This is a genomic window from Thalassobaculum litoreum DSM 18839 (assembly GCF_900102465.1).
GTDB lineage: Bacteria > Pseudomonadota > Alphaproteobacteria > Thalassobaculales > Thalassobaculaceae > Thalassobaculum > Thalassobaculum litoreum.
Window position 1 is genome coordinate 110,127 of record NZ_FNBW01000002.1, and the last position, 17,655, is coordinate 127,781.

Sequence of the window (17,655 nt, forward strand, 5' to 3'; positions counted from 1 at the left end):
GGATTTCTCACACGAATTTTTCCGCCCGTCCTTCTTGATACGCCCAGCGCGATCTCTTATGTAAATGTTATAAACATTAACATTGGAGGTTCTATGGAGCTGGTTCACAAGCTCGATGAATACGGCAAACCGGCCTGGATCGGGCTGATGGTCGCCGGCTTCGTCGTTTTCTGGCCGATCGGCCTCGCGATCCTGGGTTACATGATGTGGAGTGGACGGATGGGTTGTTTCAAGCGTAGCCGCGGTCAGTGGTGGAAGTCAGAGTCCCGCGCCAGCGGATCGAGCGGCAATGCCGCCTTCGACGACTACAAGGCCGAGACCCTGCGCCGGCTCGAGGAAGAGCAGCAGGAGTTCCAGGATTTCCTGGAGCAGCTCCGCCGGGCCAAGGACAAGGCCGAGTTCGACCAGTTCATGTCCCAGCGCCGGTCCCGCCCGGACGGCCCGTCGCCGGACGCGACCCCGGCCTGACACGCCCCGGGCCCGATGCGGCACACATGACCGAAAGAGAGAAGGCCCGCCTGGAGCGGGCCTTCGTCGTCTTCGGGCCCCGCCAGCAGGACGTCACAACTAGAAAAAGTTTCGGTCAACGAGCCAGTTCACACGGCGCCGTGATGGATGCAACCTCTGCATTTAGAGCATTAATAAATTGAAAAACAAAAAGCATCCCGCAGAAGCATCGGCAGGTAGAAACATCGGCAGAACGTGGGGAGTCGGTCTCTAAGGGGAACTTTCCCTAAGGCTGGATGCGCTACCCGGCCGGCGAGTTTCCCCCGCTCTCAACCGTCTTCCCGGCCTCGCGCCGGGACCGAGGATCGGAACCGCTGGAACGGCAAGGGAACAGTCTCCGGCGCTCCATCACGCCGATGTCTCGGTCCCGGGGCAGGCCCGGGAAGACGGGAAGGTCGAGGAAAGCGACACTTCCCTCAACCGCCCGAGACCTTCACCCCAAATCCGTCACCGCGCCTATTCGGCAGCCTGGGCGCTCACGGTAGCCTGATCCATCAGGTCGTAGGTGAAGACCTTGGAGATGATCTTCCACTCGCCGCCGATCCGAATGCAGTTCAGATAGTCCGTGAACAGCTTCTGGCCGATGGCGATCTGCACCTTGGCCAGGGCCAGTTCAGGGTTGGCGAGGTCGATCGACAGAATACGGTCGCGATTGGTCTCGCCGTTGGCGGCCGGGGCCGCACGACCGGCGACCCGCGCGTAGACCGCGTCCATGTCGTCATCGGTGAGCGAGCCGTCGCGGGCCGACAGCAGATGGCAGCTCGGATGGAACACCGTCTTCAGGAGTTCCACGTCGCCGTTGTAGAAGCCGTCGAAGTAGCGCTGCATCAGCTCGGTGATTTCTGCATAGGCCTTGGTCATGGAGTCCTCCTGCATCGATGGATTGTCACCCCGATCACATGGATCGGTTGGCGCCAGAGTACAGGGGCCCCTGGGTACGCCCAAGGGGCAATGGGGCACGCCCAAGGGACAATGACGGAACCGGTGCCCGCGCGGGCGACGGTCGATCCGCACCTCGATCCGTCATGCGGATCGGGTATGCTCGCGGTTCCCTCACCATCCTACGGCCCGCCCCGTCATGGTCGACACCACCACTCTCTTCGACAGCGCCGTCGATCACTACGTCCGCCACCGCCTCGCCTATCCGCCGGAGATGATCGCCGACATCGTCAGGCGCTTCACCCTGGAGGACGGCATCGGCCGGGTCCTCGACATCGGCTGCGGTCCCGGGTCCCTGACCTTCGGGCTGCATGATCTGGGGGTGACGGTGACCGGGATCGAGCCGAACAGCGCCATGCTGGCCGCCGCCCAACGCAAGGCGGCGGAACTCGGCGCCGACATCCTCTTCGCCAACAAGACCGCCGAGGCGGTCGGGCCGGAGGACGGCCCGGCGCGGGTCGCCCTGTTCGGCCGGTCGTTCCACTGGGCCGACCGGGCGCTGGTCCTGGCACGCCTGGAGCGGGTGCTCGAGCCCGGCGGCGGCGTGGTAATCGTGCATGAGGATACCAGGACCCGATCGGAGACGCGGATCGGACAGGTGGTCGAGGCCCTGAAGCGGGACTGGTGCCCGGGCGGCATCCCCGGCGCGGCCAGCCGCGGCCATCATGAAGTGTTCCTGCACGCCTCCACCTTCAGCGAGGTCGAGCGGGTACTGTATCCGGTGGCGCGGCGGTGGACCGTGGACGACGCGATCGGTCACATGTTCTCCACCTCGTATTTCAATCCCAAGCGTCTCGGAACGCGGGTCGACAGCTTCGCGATAGATGCCCGCTCCCGCCTGCTTGCCCTGGAGCCCACCGGACTGTTCGAGGAGCGCCTCGCCTTCTCCGCCCTCTACGCCACCCGGCCCCGGCACAAGGGACACTGACCGGCGGCGCGCAGGTGCTTGCCCTGTGCGGTCGGCGGTGCTTCTCTCTGCTCAGTCCCGAAGCCCGGCAGGAGCGGCGCCATGTACCTCTCGTCCGACGATCAGCGCACCACCGCCCAGAGCTGGTTCGAGGAACTGCGCGACCGGATCTGCGCCGCATTCGAAGCGCTGGAGGACAGCTACGACGGCCCGCTGAGGGACCGCGCGCCGGGCCGGTTCGAACGCAAGCCCTGGGAGCGGGACGGCGGCGGCGGCGGGGTGATGTCCGTGATGAAGGGCCGGGTCTTCGAGAAGGTCGGGGTCAACATCTCCACGGTCCACGGCGAGTTCTCCGAGGAGTTCCGCAAGCAGATCCCCGGCGCCGACGAGGACCCGCGGTTCTTCGCCACCGGCATCTCCCTGGTCGCCCATATGCAGTCGCCCAAGGTGCCGGCCGTGCATATGAACACCCGGCACATCGCCACCACCAAGAGCTGGTTCGGCGGCGGCGCCGACCTGACGCCGATGGTGCCGGAGCAGGTCGATACCGACGCCTTCCATGCCGGCCTCAAGGCCGCCTGCGACAAGCACGACCCGGCGTACTATCCGAGGTTCAAGGAATGGTGCGACGAGTACTTTCACCTGAAGCACCGCGACGAGCCGCGCGGCATCGGCGGCATCTTCTACGACTACCTGGACCAGGATTTCGACAGCGCCTTCGCCTTCACCAAGGATGTCGGGCTGGCCTTCCTGGAGACCTACCCGAAGATCGCCGCCCGGCGGATGAACGAGGACTGGACGCCAGCCGAGCGCGAGCACCAGCTCGTGCGGCGCGGCCGCTACGTGGAGTTCAACCTGCTCTACGACCGCGGCACGATCTTCGGGCTGAAGACCGGCGGCAACGTGGAGGCGATTCTGATGAGCCTGCCGCCGGAAGTGCGCTGGCCCTGAGACCGGCGTCCAGGGACGGCCACGTGGCGCTTGACCGGCCGCATCCCGCCGCTACCGTCAACAGATGACCAAACCCGTCTCCCTGATCCTGAACGGTGCCGAACTGCTGGCCGATCCCGGCGGCTTGCTGATCTGGCCGGCGCGCGAAACGCTGATCGTGGCCGACCTGCATCTGGAGAAGGGCTCGAGCCTGGCGCGCAAGGGCACGCTGCTGCCGCCCTACGACACCCGGGCGACCGTCGCCCGGCTGGCCGCCGCCATCGAAGCCCATCGGCCGCGCCGGGTGATCTGTGTCGGCGACAGCTTTCACGATGCGGCCGGATCCGCCCGGCTCGACGACATGGACCGCGCCGCGCTGGCCCGCCTGGTCGAGACGGTGGCGTGGATCTGGATCACCGGCAATCACGACCCGGGCCCGCCGAGCGGCCTCGGCGGCATCGTCACCGACGGGGTGGTGGACGGCCCGCTGACCTTCCGTCACGAGGCCAGGGACACCGGCGGCCCGGGCGAGATCTCCGGCCACTACCACCCCGTGGCCCGGCTGCGGATCAAGGGCCGCACCGTCTCCGGACGCTGCTTCGTGAATGACGGCGCGCGGCTGATCCTGCCGGCATTCGGTGCCTATACCGGCGGCCTCGATGTGTGCGCGCCGGATCTGCGCCGGCTGTTCGCGCGCCGGTTCGAGGTGGCGCTGATGCAGTCGGGACGGGTCTGGCGCGTTCCCTCCTCCGAGCTTCTGTCCCCACCGCCGGCGCAAATCGGCACGCCCGTGGAACGGCGAGAGAGCGTGCGATGAGAACGCGCGAGGCGGACCTGCTGGCCCTGGCCGTGAAGGCCGCCGAGGAGCACCCCGATGCGACCGCGCTGCTCGTCGACCTGTCCCACGTGCCGCATATCGACGATCCGGCGTTCTTCCGCGTCCTGGTCGGCCGGCTGCAGGAGCGCGCCCGACAGCTCGATGCCCAGCGCTTCGATCTGGCGGACCACCGGATCTGCTTCGTTGTCCGCACCAGCGACGCTGCGACGCTTGAGACCGCCGTTAAATCGCTCTCGTCCCTCCTGGTGGCCCACGGCAAACCGCCGATCCAAGAGACCAGGTTCGCCCTGCAGACCCGCCCCGAGCCGTTCCTGACCGCCTGCCGGGAGATGGCCAAGGCGGTCGAGAACCGCCCGGATTTCCGAGCCGAGGACGACGACGGCAGGGCCCTGGCCGCGTTCCTGGCGATCGAGCGCAATCTCGCCGCAGCGGATATCTCGAACCTGCTACGCGAACAGGCGATCGTCGATCTGTCGGACCCGGCAGCGCCGTCGATCCTGGCGATCGAGATCTTCACCTCCATTCAGGCGGTCCAGACGCTCTACGGCATCCCGCTGACCCGCAATCCCTGGCTTTTTGACCGGGTCACCGAGATTCTGGACCGGCGCATGCTGCTCCACCTCTCGCGCGACCGCGCCCAGACCGACCGGCGGCTGTCGATCAACATCCATCTGTCCACGGTCCTGTCCGACAGCTTCGAGACCTTCCTGCTCGACCAGCGCTTCGACTGGCGCCGGCATCTGATCTTCGAGCTGTCCCATATCGAGATGATCGACGCGCCGGATCGGTTCGCCGCGGCCCTTCGCCGCTTCACCGATCTCGAGGCGACGGTCGCGGTGGACGCCGTGCCTTGGACGTCCTTGGCGCACATGGCCGAGGCTTCGTCCGATATTCGGTTTATCAAGGTCGAATGGGCACCGGACCTGGCGAGCCTCGACGGTGACGCCCGCACCCGGCTGACTGAGATGCTGGACCGCATCGGCCGTGATCGTATCGTTCTGCACCACTGCCCGGACGAGGCCGCGATCGAGACCGCGCTGGCCCTCGGAATCCATCTGGTCCAGGGATGGGGCGTGGATGCCCGTCTCAGCCACCCGGTCGCGGCCGAAAAGCCCGCGACGACAGCGCCCCATGGCCGGAAACCCCGGTCCCAGCGGCGCTAGCCGTCTCCAGACCGGGCGTCGGCCTGATCCGGCGCGCGCGCGGCCGCGTACCTCATGTTACCGACCGCAACCGGCCCAAGCCTTTCATGCCTGAAACCGCCCCGACCCTTCTCTGGTTCCGACGCGACCTGCGCCTGGACGACAATCCCGCCCTCGCCGCCGCCGTGACGCGCGGCGGGCCGGTGATCCCGCTGTTCGTTCTCGACGATGACGACGCGGGCGACTGGCGTCCAGGCGGTGCGTCGCGCTGGTGGCTGCACCACGCGCTGGAGGACCTCGCCAAGGCCCTGTCGAAGGCTGGCAGCCCGCTGATCCTGCGGCGCGGGAAGGCCGCCGACGTGATCGATGCCGTCATTCAGGAGACCGGCGCCGACGCCGTCTACTGGAACCGGCGGTACGAGCCCTGGGCGACCGAGCGCGACGGCCGGATCAAGACGGCCCTGAAGAAGCGCGACATCGAGGCGCAGAGCTTCAACGGCAGCCTGCTCTACGAGCCCTGGGAGATTGTCTCCAAACAGGGTACGCCGCTGAAGGTCTTCTCGCCGTTCTGGCGGGCGGTGCAGGCCAAGGGCGACCCGGCCGCGCCGCTGGCCGCGCCGAAGACGCTCCGCGCGCCGGCGACGGCCACGGGCAGCGAGGGGCTCGACGACTGGTCCCTGCTGCCGACGCGGCCTGACTGGGCCGGCGGCCTCCGCGCGACCTGGACGCCGGGCGAAGCCGGGGCGGCTGAGCGCCTGGAGCGGTTCCTCGACGAGGCCGTTCCCGACTACAAGGCCAAGCGCGATATCCCCGGCACCGCGGCCACCTCCGCCCTCTCGCCGCATCTGCATTTCGGCGAGATCTCGCCCCGACGGATCTGGCACGCCGCCCGGCTGGCCAGCGAGGCCCGCAGCAACGATCCGATGGATCGCGGCACGGCGAGCTTCCTGTCGGAGATCTGCTGGCGCGAGTTCTCCTACAACCTGCTGTTCCACAATCCCGACCTGCCGGAGGTCTCGCTGAAGCGCGAGTTCGAGGACTTTCCCTGGCGCGACGATCCCGACGGCCTGACGGCGTGGCAGCGGGGACGGACCGGCTATCCCATCGTCGATGCCGGCATGCGCGAGCTCTGGCATACCGGCTGGATGCATAACCGGGTCCGGATGATCGCCGCCTCGTTTCTGATCAAAGACCTGCTGATACACTGGCGCGAGGGCGAAGCCTGGTTCTGGGACACCCTGGTCGATGCCGACCTCGCCAACAATGCCGCGAGCTGGCAGTGGGTCGCCGGCTGCGGGGCGGATGCCGCCCCCTATTTCCGGATCTTCAACCCGGTGCTCCAGGGCGAGAAGTTCGACGGCGACGGCGCCTATGTCCGGCGCTGGGTTCCGGAACTGGCGAAGCTTCCCGACGCGGTGATCCATAAGCCATGGGAGGCGAAACCGATGGAGCTGTCGCAGGCCGGCGTTACCCTGGGCAAGACCTACCCGCGTCCGATCGTCGATCATGCGGGCGCGCGGAAGCGGGCGCTGGAGGCGCTGGAGACGATCAAGAAGCGGTGATCGCGCCGTCTCCCTGATCCGGGCTCCGCTCCGGCTCGTATGATGGGAGCCACCAAGGGAGAGAGACAGCCTATGCGCATCGCCGTCATCGGGTCCGGAATTTCGGGTCTTTCCGCCGCCTGGCTGCTGAACCGCGATCAAGAGGTCACCGTGTTCGAGGCCGCCGACCGGCTCGGAGGCCATAGCAACACCCTCGAGGTCGACTATGACGGCACCCCGATTCCGGTGGATACCGGCTTCATCGTCTATAACGAGCGCACCTATCCGAACCTGATCGCGCTGTTCGCCGAACTCGGCGTCGCCACCGAGAGGAGCGACATGTCCTTCGCCGTCTCGGTGGATGGGGGCAGGCTCGAATACGAAGGCTCCTTCGCCGGTTTCACCGCCCAGCCGGCCAACCTGATGAGCGCGCGCTACTGGCGGATGATCCGCGACCTGATCCGGTTCTACCGCACCGCCCCGGCCCTGCTTCTGGGACCGGCGAACGACGACTCCCCCACCCTTGGCGAATACCTGACGCGTGAAGGCTACGGCCCCGGCTTCATCGAGGACCACCTGCTGCCCATGGCCGCCGCGATCTGGTCCTGCCCGGTGGAGACGATGCTGACCTTTCCGGCGCGCTCCTTCGTGCGGTTCTTCTGCAATCACGGCCTGCTCGACTTCGCCGCCCGGCCGCAATGGCACACGGTGACCGGCGGGTCGCGGGAGTATGTGCGGCGGATCTCCGAACCCTTCGCGTCACGGATCCGGCTGTCCACGCCGGTGCGGCGGATCCGGCGGGACAGCTTCGGCGTCGACGTGGTGACCGACAACGGCAGCGAGCGCTTCGACGAGGTGGTGATCGCCACCCATGGCGACGCCGCCCTGGCCATGCTGGATCAGCCCGATCCCCGGGAACGCTCGATCCTCGGCTGCTTCTCCTACCAGAAGAACACCGCGATCCTGCACCGCGACGCGTCGCTGATGCCGCGGCGCAAGCGGCTCTGGGCGTCCTGGAACTACCTGTCGGCGAGTAGCGGCGGCGGGCGAGACGTCGCCGTCTCCTACTGGATGAACCGGTTGCAGAACATCGACCGGCGGTATCCACTCTTCGTCAGCCTCAACCCGTTGACCGAGCCGGATCCGGCCAGCGTCTTCGCCCGGGTCGAGTACGACCATCCTGTCTTCGACACCGCCGCGATCGGCGCCCAGGGACTTCTGCCGGAGATCCAGGGCCGGCACCGGACCTGGTTCTGCGGCAGCTATTGCGGCTGGGGCTTCCACGAGGACGGCCTGCGGGCCGGCATCGCGGTGGCCAAGGCGCTCGGCAGCACGCCGCCCTGGGCGGAGACGGTCGAGCCGGCGGACGGCATGCCGCTGTCCGCGACGCCCCGGTCCGTCGAAGCCGCCGACTGAGGACACGCGATGACCGCTCGCCGCTCCGCCCTCTATCTCGGCAAGGTGATGCATTGTCGCCTCGCCCCGAAGCGTCACCGGTTCCGATACCGGGTCGCCTCGCTGCTGGTCGATCTGGACGAGCTTGCGGATCTGGACCGGGGCCTGCGGGTCTTCTCGGTGGATCGCGCGAACCTGTTCTCCTTCCACCAGCGCGACCACGGTCCGCGCGACGGCGCCGCGCTCAAGCCCTGGGTAGAGGCCGTCTTCGCCGACCAGGGCAGCGCCATTCCCGGCGGCCGGGTGCTGTGCTTCTGCATCCCCCGCACCCTGGGCTACGCCTTCAATCCGCTGACGGTGTACTGGGGCTACCGGGCCGACGGATCGCTCGCCGGGGTGCTCTACGAGGTGAAGAATACCTTCGGCGACCAGCACTGCTACTTCGTACCCGCCGGGCCGGACCACGTGCCCGGCGAACCGCTGGTCCAGGAGGCGGAGAAGCTGCTTTATGTCTCGCCGTTCTTCGACGTTGCCGGCGGCTACCGTTTCCGCACCGGCGAGCCGTCGGACACTCTGGGGCTGCTGATCCGCCTCGTCGGCCCGGACGGCGCCGACCGTATGATCGCGACCCACAGGGCCGAGCGCCGCGCCTTGAACGACAGCGCCCTGTTGGCCACGTTAATCACGCATCCGCTGAATACGATCAAGGTGATCGCCGGGATTCATTGGGAAGCGCTTCGGCTCTGGTCGAAAAAGGCGAAGTTTCATTCCCGACCGGCGCCGCCGGATGACCCCGTGTCGCGCGGCACCGCGCGGCACACACACGCGCGGCCGGCGAAGGCCGCCTAGAAGCAACAGCGCCAGACAAGAGGGAAGTCGCACCGATGTCCGACACCGCCGTGTCCACACCGCTTGCTCAGTTCGACCTCAGCGGGCTCGATGCCTGGACCCGCCGTGGCATGTCCCTGCTGACCCGCCTTGCCGTCGGCCGGCTGACCGTCCAGTTCCCGGACGGCCGGCAGCTCACCTTCGAGGGCCGCGAGCCGGGTCCCTCGGCCACGGTCCGCCTGAAGGACACCGGCGTGGTCCGCCGATTCATGATGGGCGGCGACCTGGGCTTCGCCGAGGCCTTCATCGAGGACGAGGCCGAGAGCCCCGACCTGACCGCCCTGGTCGAGCTGTTCTGCCGTAACAAGGCGGCGATCGAGCATCACACCCGCGCCCACCCGCTGGCCAAGCTGCTGCGCCGGGCCATCCATGTGCTGAACCGGAACTCCCGCAGCGGCGCGCGGCGCAACATCAGCTACCACTACGACCTGGGCAACGCGTTCTACGAGCGCTGGCTCGACCCCAGCATGACCTACTCCGCCGCCCTGTTCGACGGCACCCAGCAGGACCTGGAGGCGGCGCAGCAGGCCAAGTACCACCGGCTGGCCAGGGACCTCGACCTGCAGCCCGGCCAGCGCGTGCTGGAGATCGGCTGCGGCTGGGGCGGGTTCGCCGAGGTGGCGGCCCGCGACTACGGCGCGCGGGTCCACGGCGTCACCCTGTCGACCGAGCAGCTCGCCTATGCCCGTGATCGCGCGGCCGCGGCCGGGCTCAGCGATCGGATCACCGTCGAGCTGTGCGACTACCGCGACGTGCGGGGTAGCTACGACGCGGTCGCCTCCATCGAGATGTTCGAGGCGGTCGGCGAGAAATACTGGCCGGCCTTCTTCCAGACCGTGACGAACCGGTTGACGGCCGGCGGCCGGGCGGCGCTGCAGATCATCACCATCGAACCGGACTCCTTCGACGACTACCGGCGCAACCCGGATTTCATCCAGCGCTACATCTTCCCCGGCGGCATGCTGCCGACCCGCGAGCACGTGATCGACCATGCCGCCCAGGTTGGGCTGACCCCGCAGGACGAGCGGGCGTTCGGGCTGGACTACGCCCGTACCCTGGCCGAGTGGCGCGACCGGTTCCTGAACACCTGGCCGGAGATCGCCGGTCTCGGCTTCGACGAGCGTTTCAAGCGGATGTGGCTCTACTACCTCGCCTATTGCGAGGGCGGGTTCCGCTCCGGAAACATCGACGTCCGGCATTTCGCGTTCCAGCGTGGCTGATGACGCCCGGCCCGCGGGCGTCGGCGGGAGCCTGTCGCCCGCCCGGGTGATCGCCTATGGCCTGCCGGGACTGCCGGTCGGCGCGCTCGGCGTGCCGCTCTTCATCTTCCTGCCGACCTTCTACTCCCAGGAGGTCGGCCTCTCCCTGGCGACGGTGGGGACCATCCTGCTGGCCGCGCGATTGTGGGACGTGGTGACCGATCCGGTGATCGGCGCGCTGTCGGACCGCACGCGGAGCCGGTTCGGACGGCGCCGGCCCTGGATGATCGCCGCCGTCCCGCTGGTCATGCTGGCGGTCTGGATGGTGTTCCGCCCGCCGGAGGACGCCGGCGCCTGGCATCTGCTGGGCTGGAGCCTGGCGCTCTATCTCGGCTGGACCATGATCCAACTACCCCACGGCGCCTGGGGCGCCGAGCTGTCCGACGACTACGACGAGCGCAGCCGCATCGCCGGATCCCGCGAGGCCTGCGTGGTCATCGGCACGCTGCTCGCCGCCGGCACGCCGGTGTTCCTCGGGATCGACGGCGACGTGCGCCCGGGGACGGCGCTGGGCGCCCTCGCCATCGCGCTGATGCTGGTGCTGCCGGCAACCATCGCCGCCGCGGCCTCCGTCGTGCCCGACCACCGAACCGCCGCGCCGAACCCGCTTCCCTGGTCGGAATCCCGGCGCCTGCTGCTGCGCAACCGCCCGTTCCTGCGGCTGATCGTGGCCTATCTGATCAACGGGCTGGCCAACGGCCTGCCCGCGACCCTGTTCCTGCTCTTCGTCGAGCACGTGCTGGCCGCGCCGGAGAAACAGGGACTGCTGCTCTTCGTCTACTTCCTGTGCGGCATCCTCGGCGTCCCCTTCTGGCTGCTGGTGGCACGCCGGCTGGGCAAGCACCGGACCTGGTGCACCGCCATGATCCTGAACGCGGCCATCTTCGCCTTCGTCCCGCTGCTCGGCACCGGCGACGCGACCATCTTTCTGGCGATCTGCGTGGCGACCGGCCTCTGCCTCGGCGCCGACCTGACTCTGCCGAGCGCGATCCAGGCGGACGTGGTGGACGTGGACACCGCCCGCGGCGGCGGCCGGCGGACCGGGCTTTACTTCGCCTTCTGGGGCATGGCGACGAAGCTGGCCCTGGCGCTGGCGGTGGGCATCGCGTTCGGCCTGCTGGACGTCGCCGGCTTCGAGGCGGCCGGAACCAACGCGGAGGGGCCGCTGCTGGTCCTGGCCCTGCTCTATGGCGGACTGCCGGTGCTGCTCAAGGCGGTGGCGATCGCCCTGATGTGGCGCTTCCCACTCGATCGCGACACCCATGCTCATCTGCGCACCGAGATCCTGCGTAAAGAGACTGAAAATAAGGCTGGAGGCTGATCCATGTTCCACCGAATCGCGTATGCAGTATCGGTTCTCCTGATATTGGGGGGGTGTCAGTCAATGCAGATCGACGATTTCAAAGGAACCACGCCGACGCTTGTTCTGGAGGAGTATTTCGCGGGCAAGACCAAGGCCTGGGGCATCTTCGAGGACCGGTTCGGCAATCTGCGGCGCCAGTTCGTCGTGGACATCACGGGCGAGTGGGACGGAACAACGCTCACGCTGGACGAGCGCTTCGACTACGCCGACGGCGAGAAGGACCAGCGGGTCTGGCGGATCGAGAAGGTCGGCGAGAACAGCTATGTCGGGCGGGCCAGCGACGTCATCGGCACCGCGGAGGGACAGACCGAGGGGTCGGCCTTCAGCTGGACCTACGAGATGGAACTCAACATCCAGGGCCATGACGTGAAGGTCCGGTTCGACGACTGGATGTTCCTGCAGCCGGACGGCGTGATGGTGAACCGGGCCCATGTCACGAAATTCGGCATCGAACTCGGCACCGTGACCCTGTTCTTCCAGAAGCGGAACGCCCAGAAGGCCGATACCGACGAGGACCGGGAGGCGGCTTAATCTCTAGCCCTCCTCGTCAGCCCGGCGGAGGAGGAGAGCTAAACCGCCAGCCTGCCCCGCACCCAGCGGATCAGCGCGCCCAGCACCGGTACGCGCGCATAGACCTGAGAGCCGGCGTCCCAGTGATCGATATGGGCCACCACACGCCCGTCCGGTCCGAAGACGACCTCCGACATCCCGTCGATCGTCATCGCCCGCCCGCGCAGACCGAAATCGAACCGCCAGCGGATATAGCCCGCCATGTCTCCCGCGGCCCGGTCGAGGATGGTGAAGCGCGGGTTCTCAAGGGTCGCGTACATGTGCCGGTACACGTCCTTGAACCTCTCCAGGCCATGCAGGTCGTTGAAGGGGTCCACGAACCGCACATCCGGGTCGCAGACATCGTCGAACACGTCGAGCCGGTCCGGCCCCATCAGCTCATAGGCGGCAAGATAGGCATCCAGGTTGCGTCGGCCGTCGATCATCCCCGAATCCCCCTCATTTCCGGGTTCCCTTGCGGACCATCGGGAAATACAGCGCATAGGGCAGAGCCGACATGGCCTTGACCAGCCAGGTGAAACGCTTGGGGAAGGTGATCTCGAAACCGCCGCCCTCCATGCCCTTCACCATCGCCTCGGCCGCATCCTCGACCTCCATCAGGAACGGCATGGAAAACTCGTTCCGGTCGGTCAGCGGCGTGCGCACGAAACCGGGGCAGACGAGCTGCGTCTTCACGCCCCATTCGTCCAGATCGAACTTCATGGACTCCGTGAAGTTGATCAGCCCGGCCTTGGTAGCACCATAGCCGGCGGCGGTCGGCAGTCCACCATAGCCCGCGACGCTGGCGACCACCACCAGATGGCCGGCGCGGCGCTGCTTGAACCCCGGCAGGACGGCCGCCGTGGCGTTGACCACGCCCATCAGGTTGACTTCCACCAGGGTGCGGAAATCCTCCGGTTTGAAGTCGTCGGCCGAGGTCGGGATGTGGGTGCCCGCGGCCAGGATAGCCCGGTCGATCGGCCCGATCTCGGCTTCGATACGGGCCACGGCCGCCTTTGTCGCCTCCGGGTCGGTGACGTCGACCGCGACGCCGGTGATCCGTCCGGCCGGTCCCTCCGCCGCCAGTTCGTCCAGCGCCTCCTGCCGCCGCGCGGAGCCGACAACGCGCCAGCCGTCGCGTGCCATCTGCAGGGCAACCGCCCGGCCGATGCCGGAACTGGCGCCGGTGATCCAGACTGTCCGTTCGCTCATCGCATCCGCATTTCAGCTCAAGGTCTCAAGAAATGTCTCGGCGCGCTCCAGGATCGCGTCGCGCCTCTCGGCGTCGAACCGATCCCAGGTACGGTAGATCATCGCCATCCGCCGGTTGTCCCGCAGGCGGTCGCCGTGGCGATGCAGAAACCGCCAGTACAACGCATTGAAGGGGCAAGCGTTCTCCCCTTCCGTCTCCGTCACGTCGAAACGGCAGTGCCGGCAGTAATCGGACATCCGGTCGATGTACTTGCCCGACGCCGCATAGGGCTTGGAGCCGAGCATGCCGCCATCGGCATGCAGCACCATTCCATGGGTGTTGGGAAGCTGCACCCACTCGAACGCGTCGGCGTAGACCGCAAGGTACCAGTCGTTCACCTCGACCGGGTCGGCGCCGATCAGCAGCGCGAAGCAGCCGGTCACCATCAGCCGCTGGATGTGATGGGCATAGGCCTCGCGCCGGGTCTGGCCGATCACCTCGGCAAGACAGCGCATGTCGGTCTCGCCGCTCCAGTAGAAGCCCGGCAGTGGCCGGTCGGCACTAAAGGCGTTCGTGTCGGCGTAGTCCGGCATGGCGTGCCAGTAGATGCCGCGCACGTATTCCCGCCAGCCGAGGATCTGGCGGATGAACCCTTCCGCCGCGTTCAGGGGAGCCGCACCGTCGCGATAGGCCGCCTCGACCCGTTCGATCACCTCGCGCGGCCGCAGCAATCCGATGTTCAAGGCCGGCGAGATCAGCGAATGGAACAGAAACGGCTCGCCCACCGCCATGGCGTCCTGATAGTCGCCGAACCGCGCGAGTCCGTGCTCCACGAACCGGTCGAGCAGGTCGAGCGCCTGCTCCCGGGTGACCGGAAAGCGAAAGCCGTCCAGATCGCCGAAATTATCCGCGAACCGGTCGGCGACCAGGGCAAGAACCTCCTCGGTGACCGCATCCGGCGCATACCCCTCGAAGCCCGGCGCCCGCAGCCCCTTCGGCAGCGACTTGCGGTTCTCCTTGTCGAAGTTCCATTCCCCGCCGGCCGGAGCCCTGCCGTCCATCAGGATGCCGGTGCGCTTGCGCATCTCGCGATAGAAATGCTCCATGCGGAAGGTCTTGCGCCCCTCGGCCCAGGCGGAGAAGGCGTCGCGGGAACACAGGAAGCGATCGTCGGCCCGGATCTCCACCGCCACGCCCAGCGCCGTCTCCCAGGCCTTCATGTCCTGCTCGACCCGCCATTCGCCCGGTTCCGTCACCACGACACGGTCGGGCCCATGGCGTTTGACCGCCCGGGCGAGTTCGCCGGTGAAGCTGCCGGTGTTGTCCCGATCATCGAGGCGCACGTAGTCGACCGCCACGCCGTCTGCCTCCAGCCCGGCCACGAAATGACGCATGGCGGCGAGAATCAGGGCGATCTTCTTGGGGTGGTGCGGTACATAGGTCGCCTCGTCCGCCACCTCCACCATCAGAACCACGTCCGCGTCCGGCTCGAGATCCGTCAGGCTGGAGAGTGCCCGGTCAAGCTGGTCGCCGAGGACGAAGCGCAGGACCGTCACGCGGTCCCCGGCGGCGGCAGCGCGATGCCGGTCGACAGGGGCGAGCCGAACTGCCCCTCGTCCTCCGGCGCCGGCGCGACCCGTGTGTACTCCATGAAGCCGCCCTTGATGGTGAAGGCCATCTTCTGCCAGACCCGGTCCGCGTCGTACCAGAAGTCCAGGTCGATATCCCCGCGCATGGCGAAGCGGTCGGCCTCCACCGGCCGGCCCATCGCCTCGATCCGTTCGCTGCCGACCCTGGCGATGTCGAATTCCAGGATCCGACCGAGCTGGCTGTCCAGCATGCGGGAGGAGTCAGTGAAGCGCGGGTGCCAGTAGCTCGACGGCAGGATGTCCGCCGGCGCCGTCACCGGCCCCTCCATCCCCTCCACGTCGAAGCCGCCCGGCACGGCACGGCCTTTGACCTGCTGCGCGTCGCCGTTGTCGTTGGTCACCGTCTCAAGCCGCACCAGACGGCCGTCGCGCCAGGTCTCGCGGGACCGGTGCTCGTAGCGGTAGACGGGGATGAAGGCCAGCGACACCATGAACCCGATGAAGACATCGACCTGCAGGTCCTGCCCCACGGGGCGGTAGCGCTCCATCACATGGCCGATCGGGTTGCCGTCGCGCGTCACCTGGAACTTGAGGATGCTGGGATAGGCGGAGGCGAGCGACGGCGCCGCCATCGCATCGGACCCACCCCAGAGCGTCGCCGCCCCGGTGGCCGCCAAGCCACCGAGGACCGCGCGGCGGGAGAACGGCCGCCGAGAAAACGGCCGATGGGTATGTGGACGGGAGATAGTGCCGCTCATGCTGATCTCTTTGCCGGTCTGCGCCCCCTGGCTTCGCGCCTGTCTACGGTACGCGGCAAGGAACGGATCACCCGTGTGACGGTTGCCCGGGTGGTGGGATGGGGGGCGCTGCGCTATATCTTGGGGAGCAGACACACGAACGGATCCGAGGCCGGTGAGCAGCTTTCCCCATAGCGACCATGATCACGACCGCTGCGTCGCCGATGCCCTGTCCTCGGCCGAGATCGTGTGCATGCAGCGCGGTGCCCGGCTGACGGACCTGCGCCGCCGGGTGCTGGAGCTGATCTGGGACAGCCACGCGCCGATCGGCGCCTATGACCTGATCGACAAGCTGAGCCGGGCCCGCGCCGATGACGGCGCGGACGGCCGCGTCGCGCCGCCGACCGTGTACCGCGCCCTGGAATTCCTCATCGAGCAGGGGCTGGTCCATCGGATCGAAAGCCTGAACGCCTTCGTCGGCTGCGCGGAGCCCGAGCGGCCGCATCGCGGCTACTTCCTGATCTGCCAGAGCTGCGGCGCCGCGCATGAGCTGGCCGGCGGCGCGCTGGACCGGGAACTGCGGAACTACGCCGACGGTCTGGATTTCCAGGTCAAGCGGATCGCCATCGAGGTGGCCGGGCTCTGCGCGGATTGCCGCGAGCCGGCCACCGCCTAGACAAGCCCACGACCAGACAACAAGCCTCTCACGGGAGCCTCCCATGCCCGACGATACAGCCCCTCCCTCCCCGCTGGAGCGGATGCCGGTCTCCATCCTCACCGGCTTTCTCGGCAGCGGTAAGACCACCCTGCTGAAGGCGCTGCTGGCCCATCCGGGGATGAACCGGGTGGCGGTGATCATCAACGAGTTCGGCGAGATCGGCCTCGACCACACGCTGATCGAAAGCGTGGACGAGGACGCCATCCTGCTGAATTCGGGCTGCCTGTGCTGCACCGTGCGCGGCGACCTGCTGGACACCATGAAGTCGCTGTACAAGCGCCGGGCCAAGGGCGAGGTGGCGGATTTCGACCGGATCGTGATCGAGACGACCGGCCTGGCCGATCCGGCGCCGATCCTGCATACCATGATGTCCGACGGCTTCCTGGTCACCCGCTTCACCCTGGACGGGGTGGTCACCGTGGTCGACGCGGTCAACGCCATGACCCAGTTCGATCGCCAGTTCGAGAGCGTGAAACAGGCGGCGGTCGCCGACCGGGTTGTGCTGACCAAGACCGACCTGATCCCCGAGGAGGCCGCCCAGGCGGTCGAGCAGCGGATCACGGCGATCAATCCCGCCGCCCCGGTGCTGCGGGTGATCAGCGGCGACATCGACCCGGCCGAGCTGTTCAACGCCGGCCTGTACAACCCGATGACCAAATCCTCCGATGTGCAGCGCTGGCTGAAGGAGGAGGCCTATCGGGACACCGAGGGCCACGTCTATCACCGCCCCGGGGAACAAGAGGCCGAGGACGGACACCATCATCATGATCACGGGCACGACCATAGCCACGACCATAGCCACGACCATGCCCACGGCCATCACCATCACGACGTGAACCGGCACGACGACCACATCCGGGCGTTCTGCCTGACCTTCGACGAGCCGTTTCCGTGGAATAAGATCGCGCCGGCCCTGGACATGCTGGTCCAGACCCACGGCGCCAACCTGCTGCGGATGAAGGGCATTCTGAACGTCGTGGAGATCGACCAGCCGGTGGTGGTGCACGCGGTGCAGCACCTGTTCCACCCGCCGGCCAAGCTCGACGCCTGGCCCGACGACGACCGCCGCTCCAAGCTGGTGATCATCGCCCGCGACATGGAACAGGATCAGATGACCCGGATCTTCAACAGCTACCTGGCGCTGGAGTTCGCGTAAGCGGG

General features: G+C 67.5%; 18 protein-coding genes. 13 read left to right on the forward strand and 5 right to left on the reverse strand.

Annotated elements, in window-relative coordinates; all coding sequences use genetic code 11:
- The first annotated feature begins 93 nt into the window (after positions 1-93).
- Positions 94-468: a DUF2852 domain-containing protein gene (locus BLS34_RS03700; RefSeq protein ID WP_028793931.1), complete on the forward strand. Its 375-nt coding sequence runs from the start codon at positions 94-96 to the stop codon at positions 466-468.
- A gap of 495 nt (positions 469-963) precedes the next feature.
- Here the strand turns inward: BLS34_RS03700 and BLS34_RS03705 are convergent, their stop codons facing one another.
- Entirely contained in the window at positions 964-1,368 is a 405-nt protein-coding gene (locus tag BLS34_RS03705) for a nuclear transport factor 2 family protein (protein WP_028793930.1), read from the reverse strand.
- A gap of 217 nt (positions 1,369-1,585) precedes the next feature.
- On the opposite strand from BLS34_RS03705, the gene BLS34_RS03710 reads away from it, so the two are divergent.
- From BLS34_RS03710 to BLS34_RS03755, 10 genes are all read left to right on the forward strand, one after another.
- Entirely contained in the window at positions 1,586-2,374 is a 789-nt protein-coding gene (locus BLS34_RS03710; protein ID WP_093148256.1) for a class I SAM-dependent methyltransferase, read from the forward strand.
- Positions 2,375-2,455: 81 nt separating this feature from the next.
- Positions 2,456-3,304 carry an oxygen-dependent coproporphyrinogen oxidase gene (gene hemF / locus BLS34_RS03715; protein WP_028793928.1) on the forward strand — a complete coding sequence of 283 codons (849 nt, stop codon included), beginning with the start codon at positions 2,456-2,458 and terminating at the stop codon, positions 3,302-3,304.
- A 64-nt stretch (positions 3,305-3,368) separates the two neighbouring features.
- Positions 3,369-4,100 carry a ligase-associated DNA damage response endonuclease PdeM gene (gene pdeM / locus BLS34_RS03720; RefSeq protein WP_093148257.1) on the forward strand — a complete coding sequence of 244 codons (732 nt, stop codon included), beginning with the start codon at positions 3,369-3,371 and terminating at the stop codon, positions 4,098-4,100.
- Entirely contained in the window at positions 4,097-5,284 is a 1,188-nt protein-coding gene (locus tag BLS34_RS03725; protein WP_093148258.1) for an EAL domain-containing protein, read from the forward strand. The genes pdeM and BLS34_RS03725 overlap by 4 nt, the downstream gene beginning before the upstream one ends.
- An 86-nt stretch (positions 5,285-5,370) precedes the next feature.
- The gene (locus tag BLS34_RS03730) at positions 5,371-6,825 is read left to right on the forward strand and encodes a cryptochrome/photolyase family protein (RefSeq protein ID WP_093148261.1); all 1,455 of its coding nucleotides are present in this window, start codon (positions 5,371-5,373) and stop codon (positions 6,823-6,825) included.
- 72 nt (positions 6,826-6,897) lie between these two features.
- Positions 6,898-8,220, forward strand: a complete 1,323-nt coding sequence (locus BLS34_RS03735; RefSeq protein ID WP_093148262.1) for an NAD(P)/FAD-dependent oxidoreductase — start codon at positions 6,898-6,900, stop codon at positions 8,218-8,220.
- A 9-nt stretch (positions 8,221-8,229) separates the two neighbouring features.
- Entirely contained in the window at positions 8,230-9,048 is an 819-nt protein-coding gene (locus BLS34_RS03740; RefSeq protein WP_093148263.1) for a DUF1365 domain-containing protein, read from the forward strand.
- Between the two features lie 35 nt (positions 9,049-9,083).
- Positions 9,084-10,307 (forward strand): SAM-dependent methyltransferase, encoded by a 1,224-nt coding sequence (locus BLS34_RS03745; protein ID WP_093148265.1) that lies wholly within the window; start codon positions 9,084-9,086, stop codon positions 10,305-10,307.
- Entirely contained in the window at positions 10,300-11,667 is a 1,368-nt protein-coding gene (locus BLS34_RS03750) for an MFS transporter (protein WP_245701908.1), read from the forward strand. Before BLS34_RS03745 ends, BLS34_RS03750 begins: the two co-directional genes overlap by 8 nt.
- A 3-nt stretch (positions 11,668-11,670) precedes the next feature.
- Positions 11,671-12,240: a DUF3833 domain-containing protein gene (locus BLS34_RS03755; protein WP_084618777.1), complete on the forward strand. Its 570-nt coding sequence runs from the start codon at positions 11,671-11,673 to the stop codon at positions 12,238-12,240.
- A gap of 38 nt (positions 12,241-12,278) precedes the next feature.
- Here BLS34_RS03755 and BLS34_RS03760 read toward each other — a convergent pair whose 3' ends face one another.
- From BLS34_RS03760 to BLS34_RS03775, 4 genes are read right to left on the reverse strand one after another with little or no spacing between them, the layout of a single operon-like run.
- Positions 12,279-12,704 (reverse strand): nuclear transport factor 2 family protein, encoded by a 426-nt coding sequence (locus tag BLS34_RS03760; protein ID WP_028793922.1) that lies wholly within the window; start codon positions 12,702-12,704, stop codon positions 12,279-12,281.
- A gap of 13 nt (positions 12,705-12,717) precedes the next feature.
- A complete protein-coding gene (locus BLS34_RS03765; protein ID WP_093148268.1) occupies positions 12,718-13,470 on the reverse strand; it encodes an SDR family NAD(P)-dependent oxidoreductase in 753 nt (250 codons plus the stop codon).
- A 12-nt stretch (positions 13,471-13,482) separates the two neighbouring features.
- On the reverse strand, positions 13,483-15,006 hold the full coding sequence (locus BLS34_RS03770; RefSeq protein WP_093148270.1) for a cryptochrome/photolyase family protein: 1,524 nt from the start codon (positions 15,004-15,006) through the stop codon (positions 13,483-13,485).
- Positions 15,003-15,797 (reverse strand): DUF6134 family protein, encoded by a 795-nt coding sequence (locus tag BLS34_RS03775; RefSeq protein ID WP_139189085.1) that lies wholly within the window; start codon positions 15,795-15,797, stop codon positions 15,003-15,005. The genes BLS34_RS03770 and BLS34_RS03775 overlap by 4 nt, the downstream gene beginning before the upstream one ends.
- Before the next feature lie 154 nt (positions 15,798-15,951).
- Between BLS34_RS03775 and BLS34_RS03780 the strand changes: the two genes are divergently transcribed.
- Positions 15,952-16,452 (forward strand): transcriptional repressor, encoded by a 501-nt coding sequence (locus BLS34_RS03780; protein WP_245701909.1) that lies wholly within the window; start codon positions 15,952-15,954, stop codon positions 16,450-16,452.
- Positions 16,453-16,495: 43 nt separating this feature from the next.
- Entirely contained in the window at positions 16,496-17,650 is a 1,155-nt protein-coding gene (locus BLS34_RS03785) for a CobW family GTP-binding protein (RefSeq protein WP_093148274.1), read from the forward strand.
- Positions 17,651-17,655 lie beyond the last annotated feature (5 nt).

Excerpts from the sequence above, each read along its gene's own strand:
- BLS34_RS03700 (WP_028793931.1), top strand. The coding sequence starts at position 94 with ATGGAGCTGGTTCACAAGCTCGATGAATACGGCAAACCGGCCTGGATC.
- BLS34_RS03705 (WP_028793930.1), bottom strand. The coding sequence starts at position 1,368 with ATGACCAAGGCCTATGCAGAAATCACCGAGCTGATGCAGCGCTACTTC.
- BLS34_RS03710 (WP_093148256.1), top strand. The coding sequence starts at position 1,586 with ATGGTCGACACCACCACTCTCTTCGACAGCGCCGTCGATCACTACGTC.
- hemF (WP_028793928.1), top strand. The coding sequence starts at position 2,456 with ATGTACCTCTCGTCCGACGATCAGCGCACCACCGCCCAGAGCTGGTTC.
- pdeM (WP_093148257.1), top strand. The coding sequence starts at position 3,369 with ATGACCAAACCCGTCTCCCTGATCCTGAACGGTGCCGAACTGCTGGCC.
- BLS34_RS03725 (WP_093148258.1), top strand. The coding sequence starts at position 4,097 with ATGAGAACGCGCGAGGCGGACCTGCTGGCCCTGGCCGTGAAGGCCGCC.
- BLS34_RS03730 (WP_093148261.1), top strand. The coding sequence starts at position 5,371 with ATGCCTGAAACCGCCCCGACCCTTCTCTGGTTCCGACGCGACCTGCGC.
- BLS34_RS03735 (WP_093148262.1), top strand. The coding sequence starts at position 6,898 with ATGCGCATCGCCGTCATCGGGTCCGGAATTTCGGGTCTTTCCGCCGCC.
- BLS34_RS03740 (WP_093148263.1), top strand. The coding sequence starts at position 8,230 with ATGACCGCTCGCCGCTCCGCCCTCTATCTCGGCAAGGTGATGCATTGT.
- BLS34_RS03745 (WP_093148265.1), top strand. The coding sequence starts at position 9,084 with ATGTCCGACACCGCCGTGTCCACACCGCTTGCTCAGTTCGACCTCAGC.
- BLS34_RS03755 (WP_084618777.1), top strand. The coding sequence starts at position 11,671 with ATGTTCCACCGAATCGCGTATGCAGTATCGGTTCTCCTGATATTGGGG.
- BLS34_RS03760 (WP_028793922.1), bottom strand. The coding sequence starts at position 12,704 with ATGATCGACGGCCGACGCAACCTGGATGCCTATCTTGCCGCCTATGAG.
- BLS34_RS03765 (WP_093148268.1), bottom strand. The coding sequence starts at position 13,470 with ATGAGCGAACGGACAGTCTGGATCACCGGCGCCAGTTCCGGCATCGGC.
- BLS34_RS03775 (WP_139189085.1), bottom strand. The coding sequence starts at position 15,797 with ATGAGCGGCACTATCTCCCGTCCACATACCCATCGGCCGTTTTCTCGG.
- BLS34_RS03785 (WP_093148274.1), top strand. The coding sequence starts at position 16,496 with ATGCCCGACGATACAGCCCCTCCCTCCCCGCTGGAGCGGATGCCGGTC.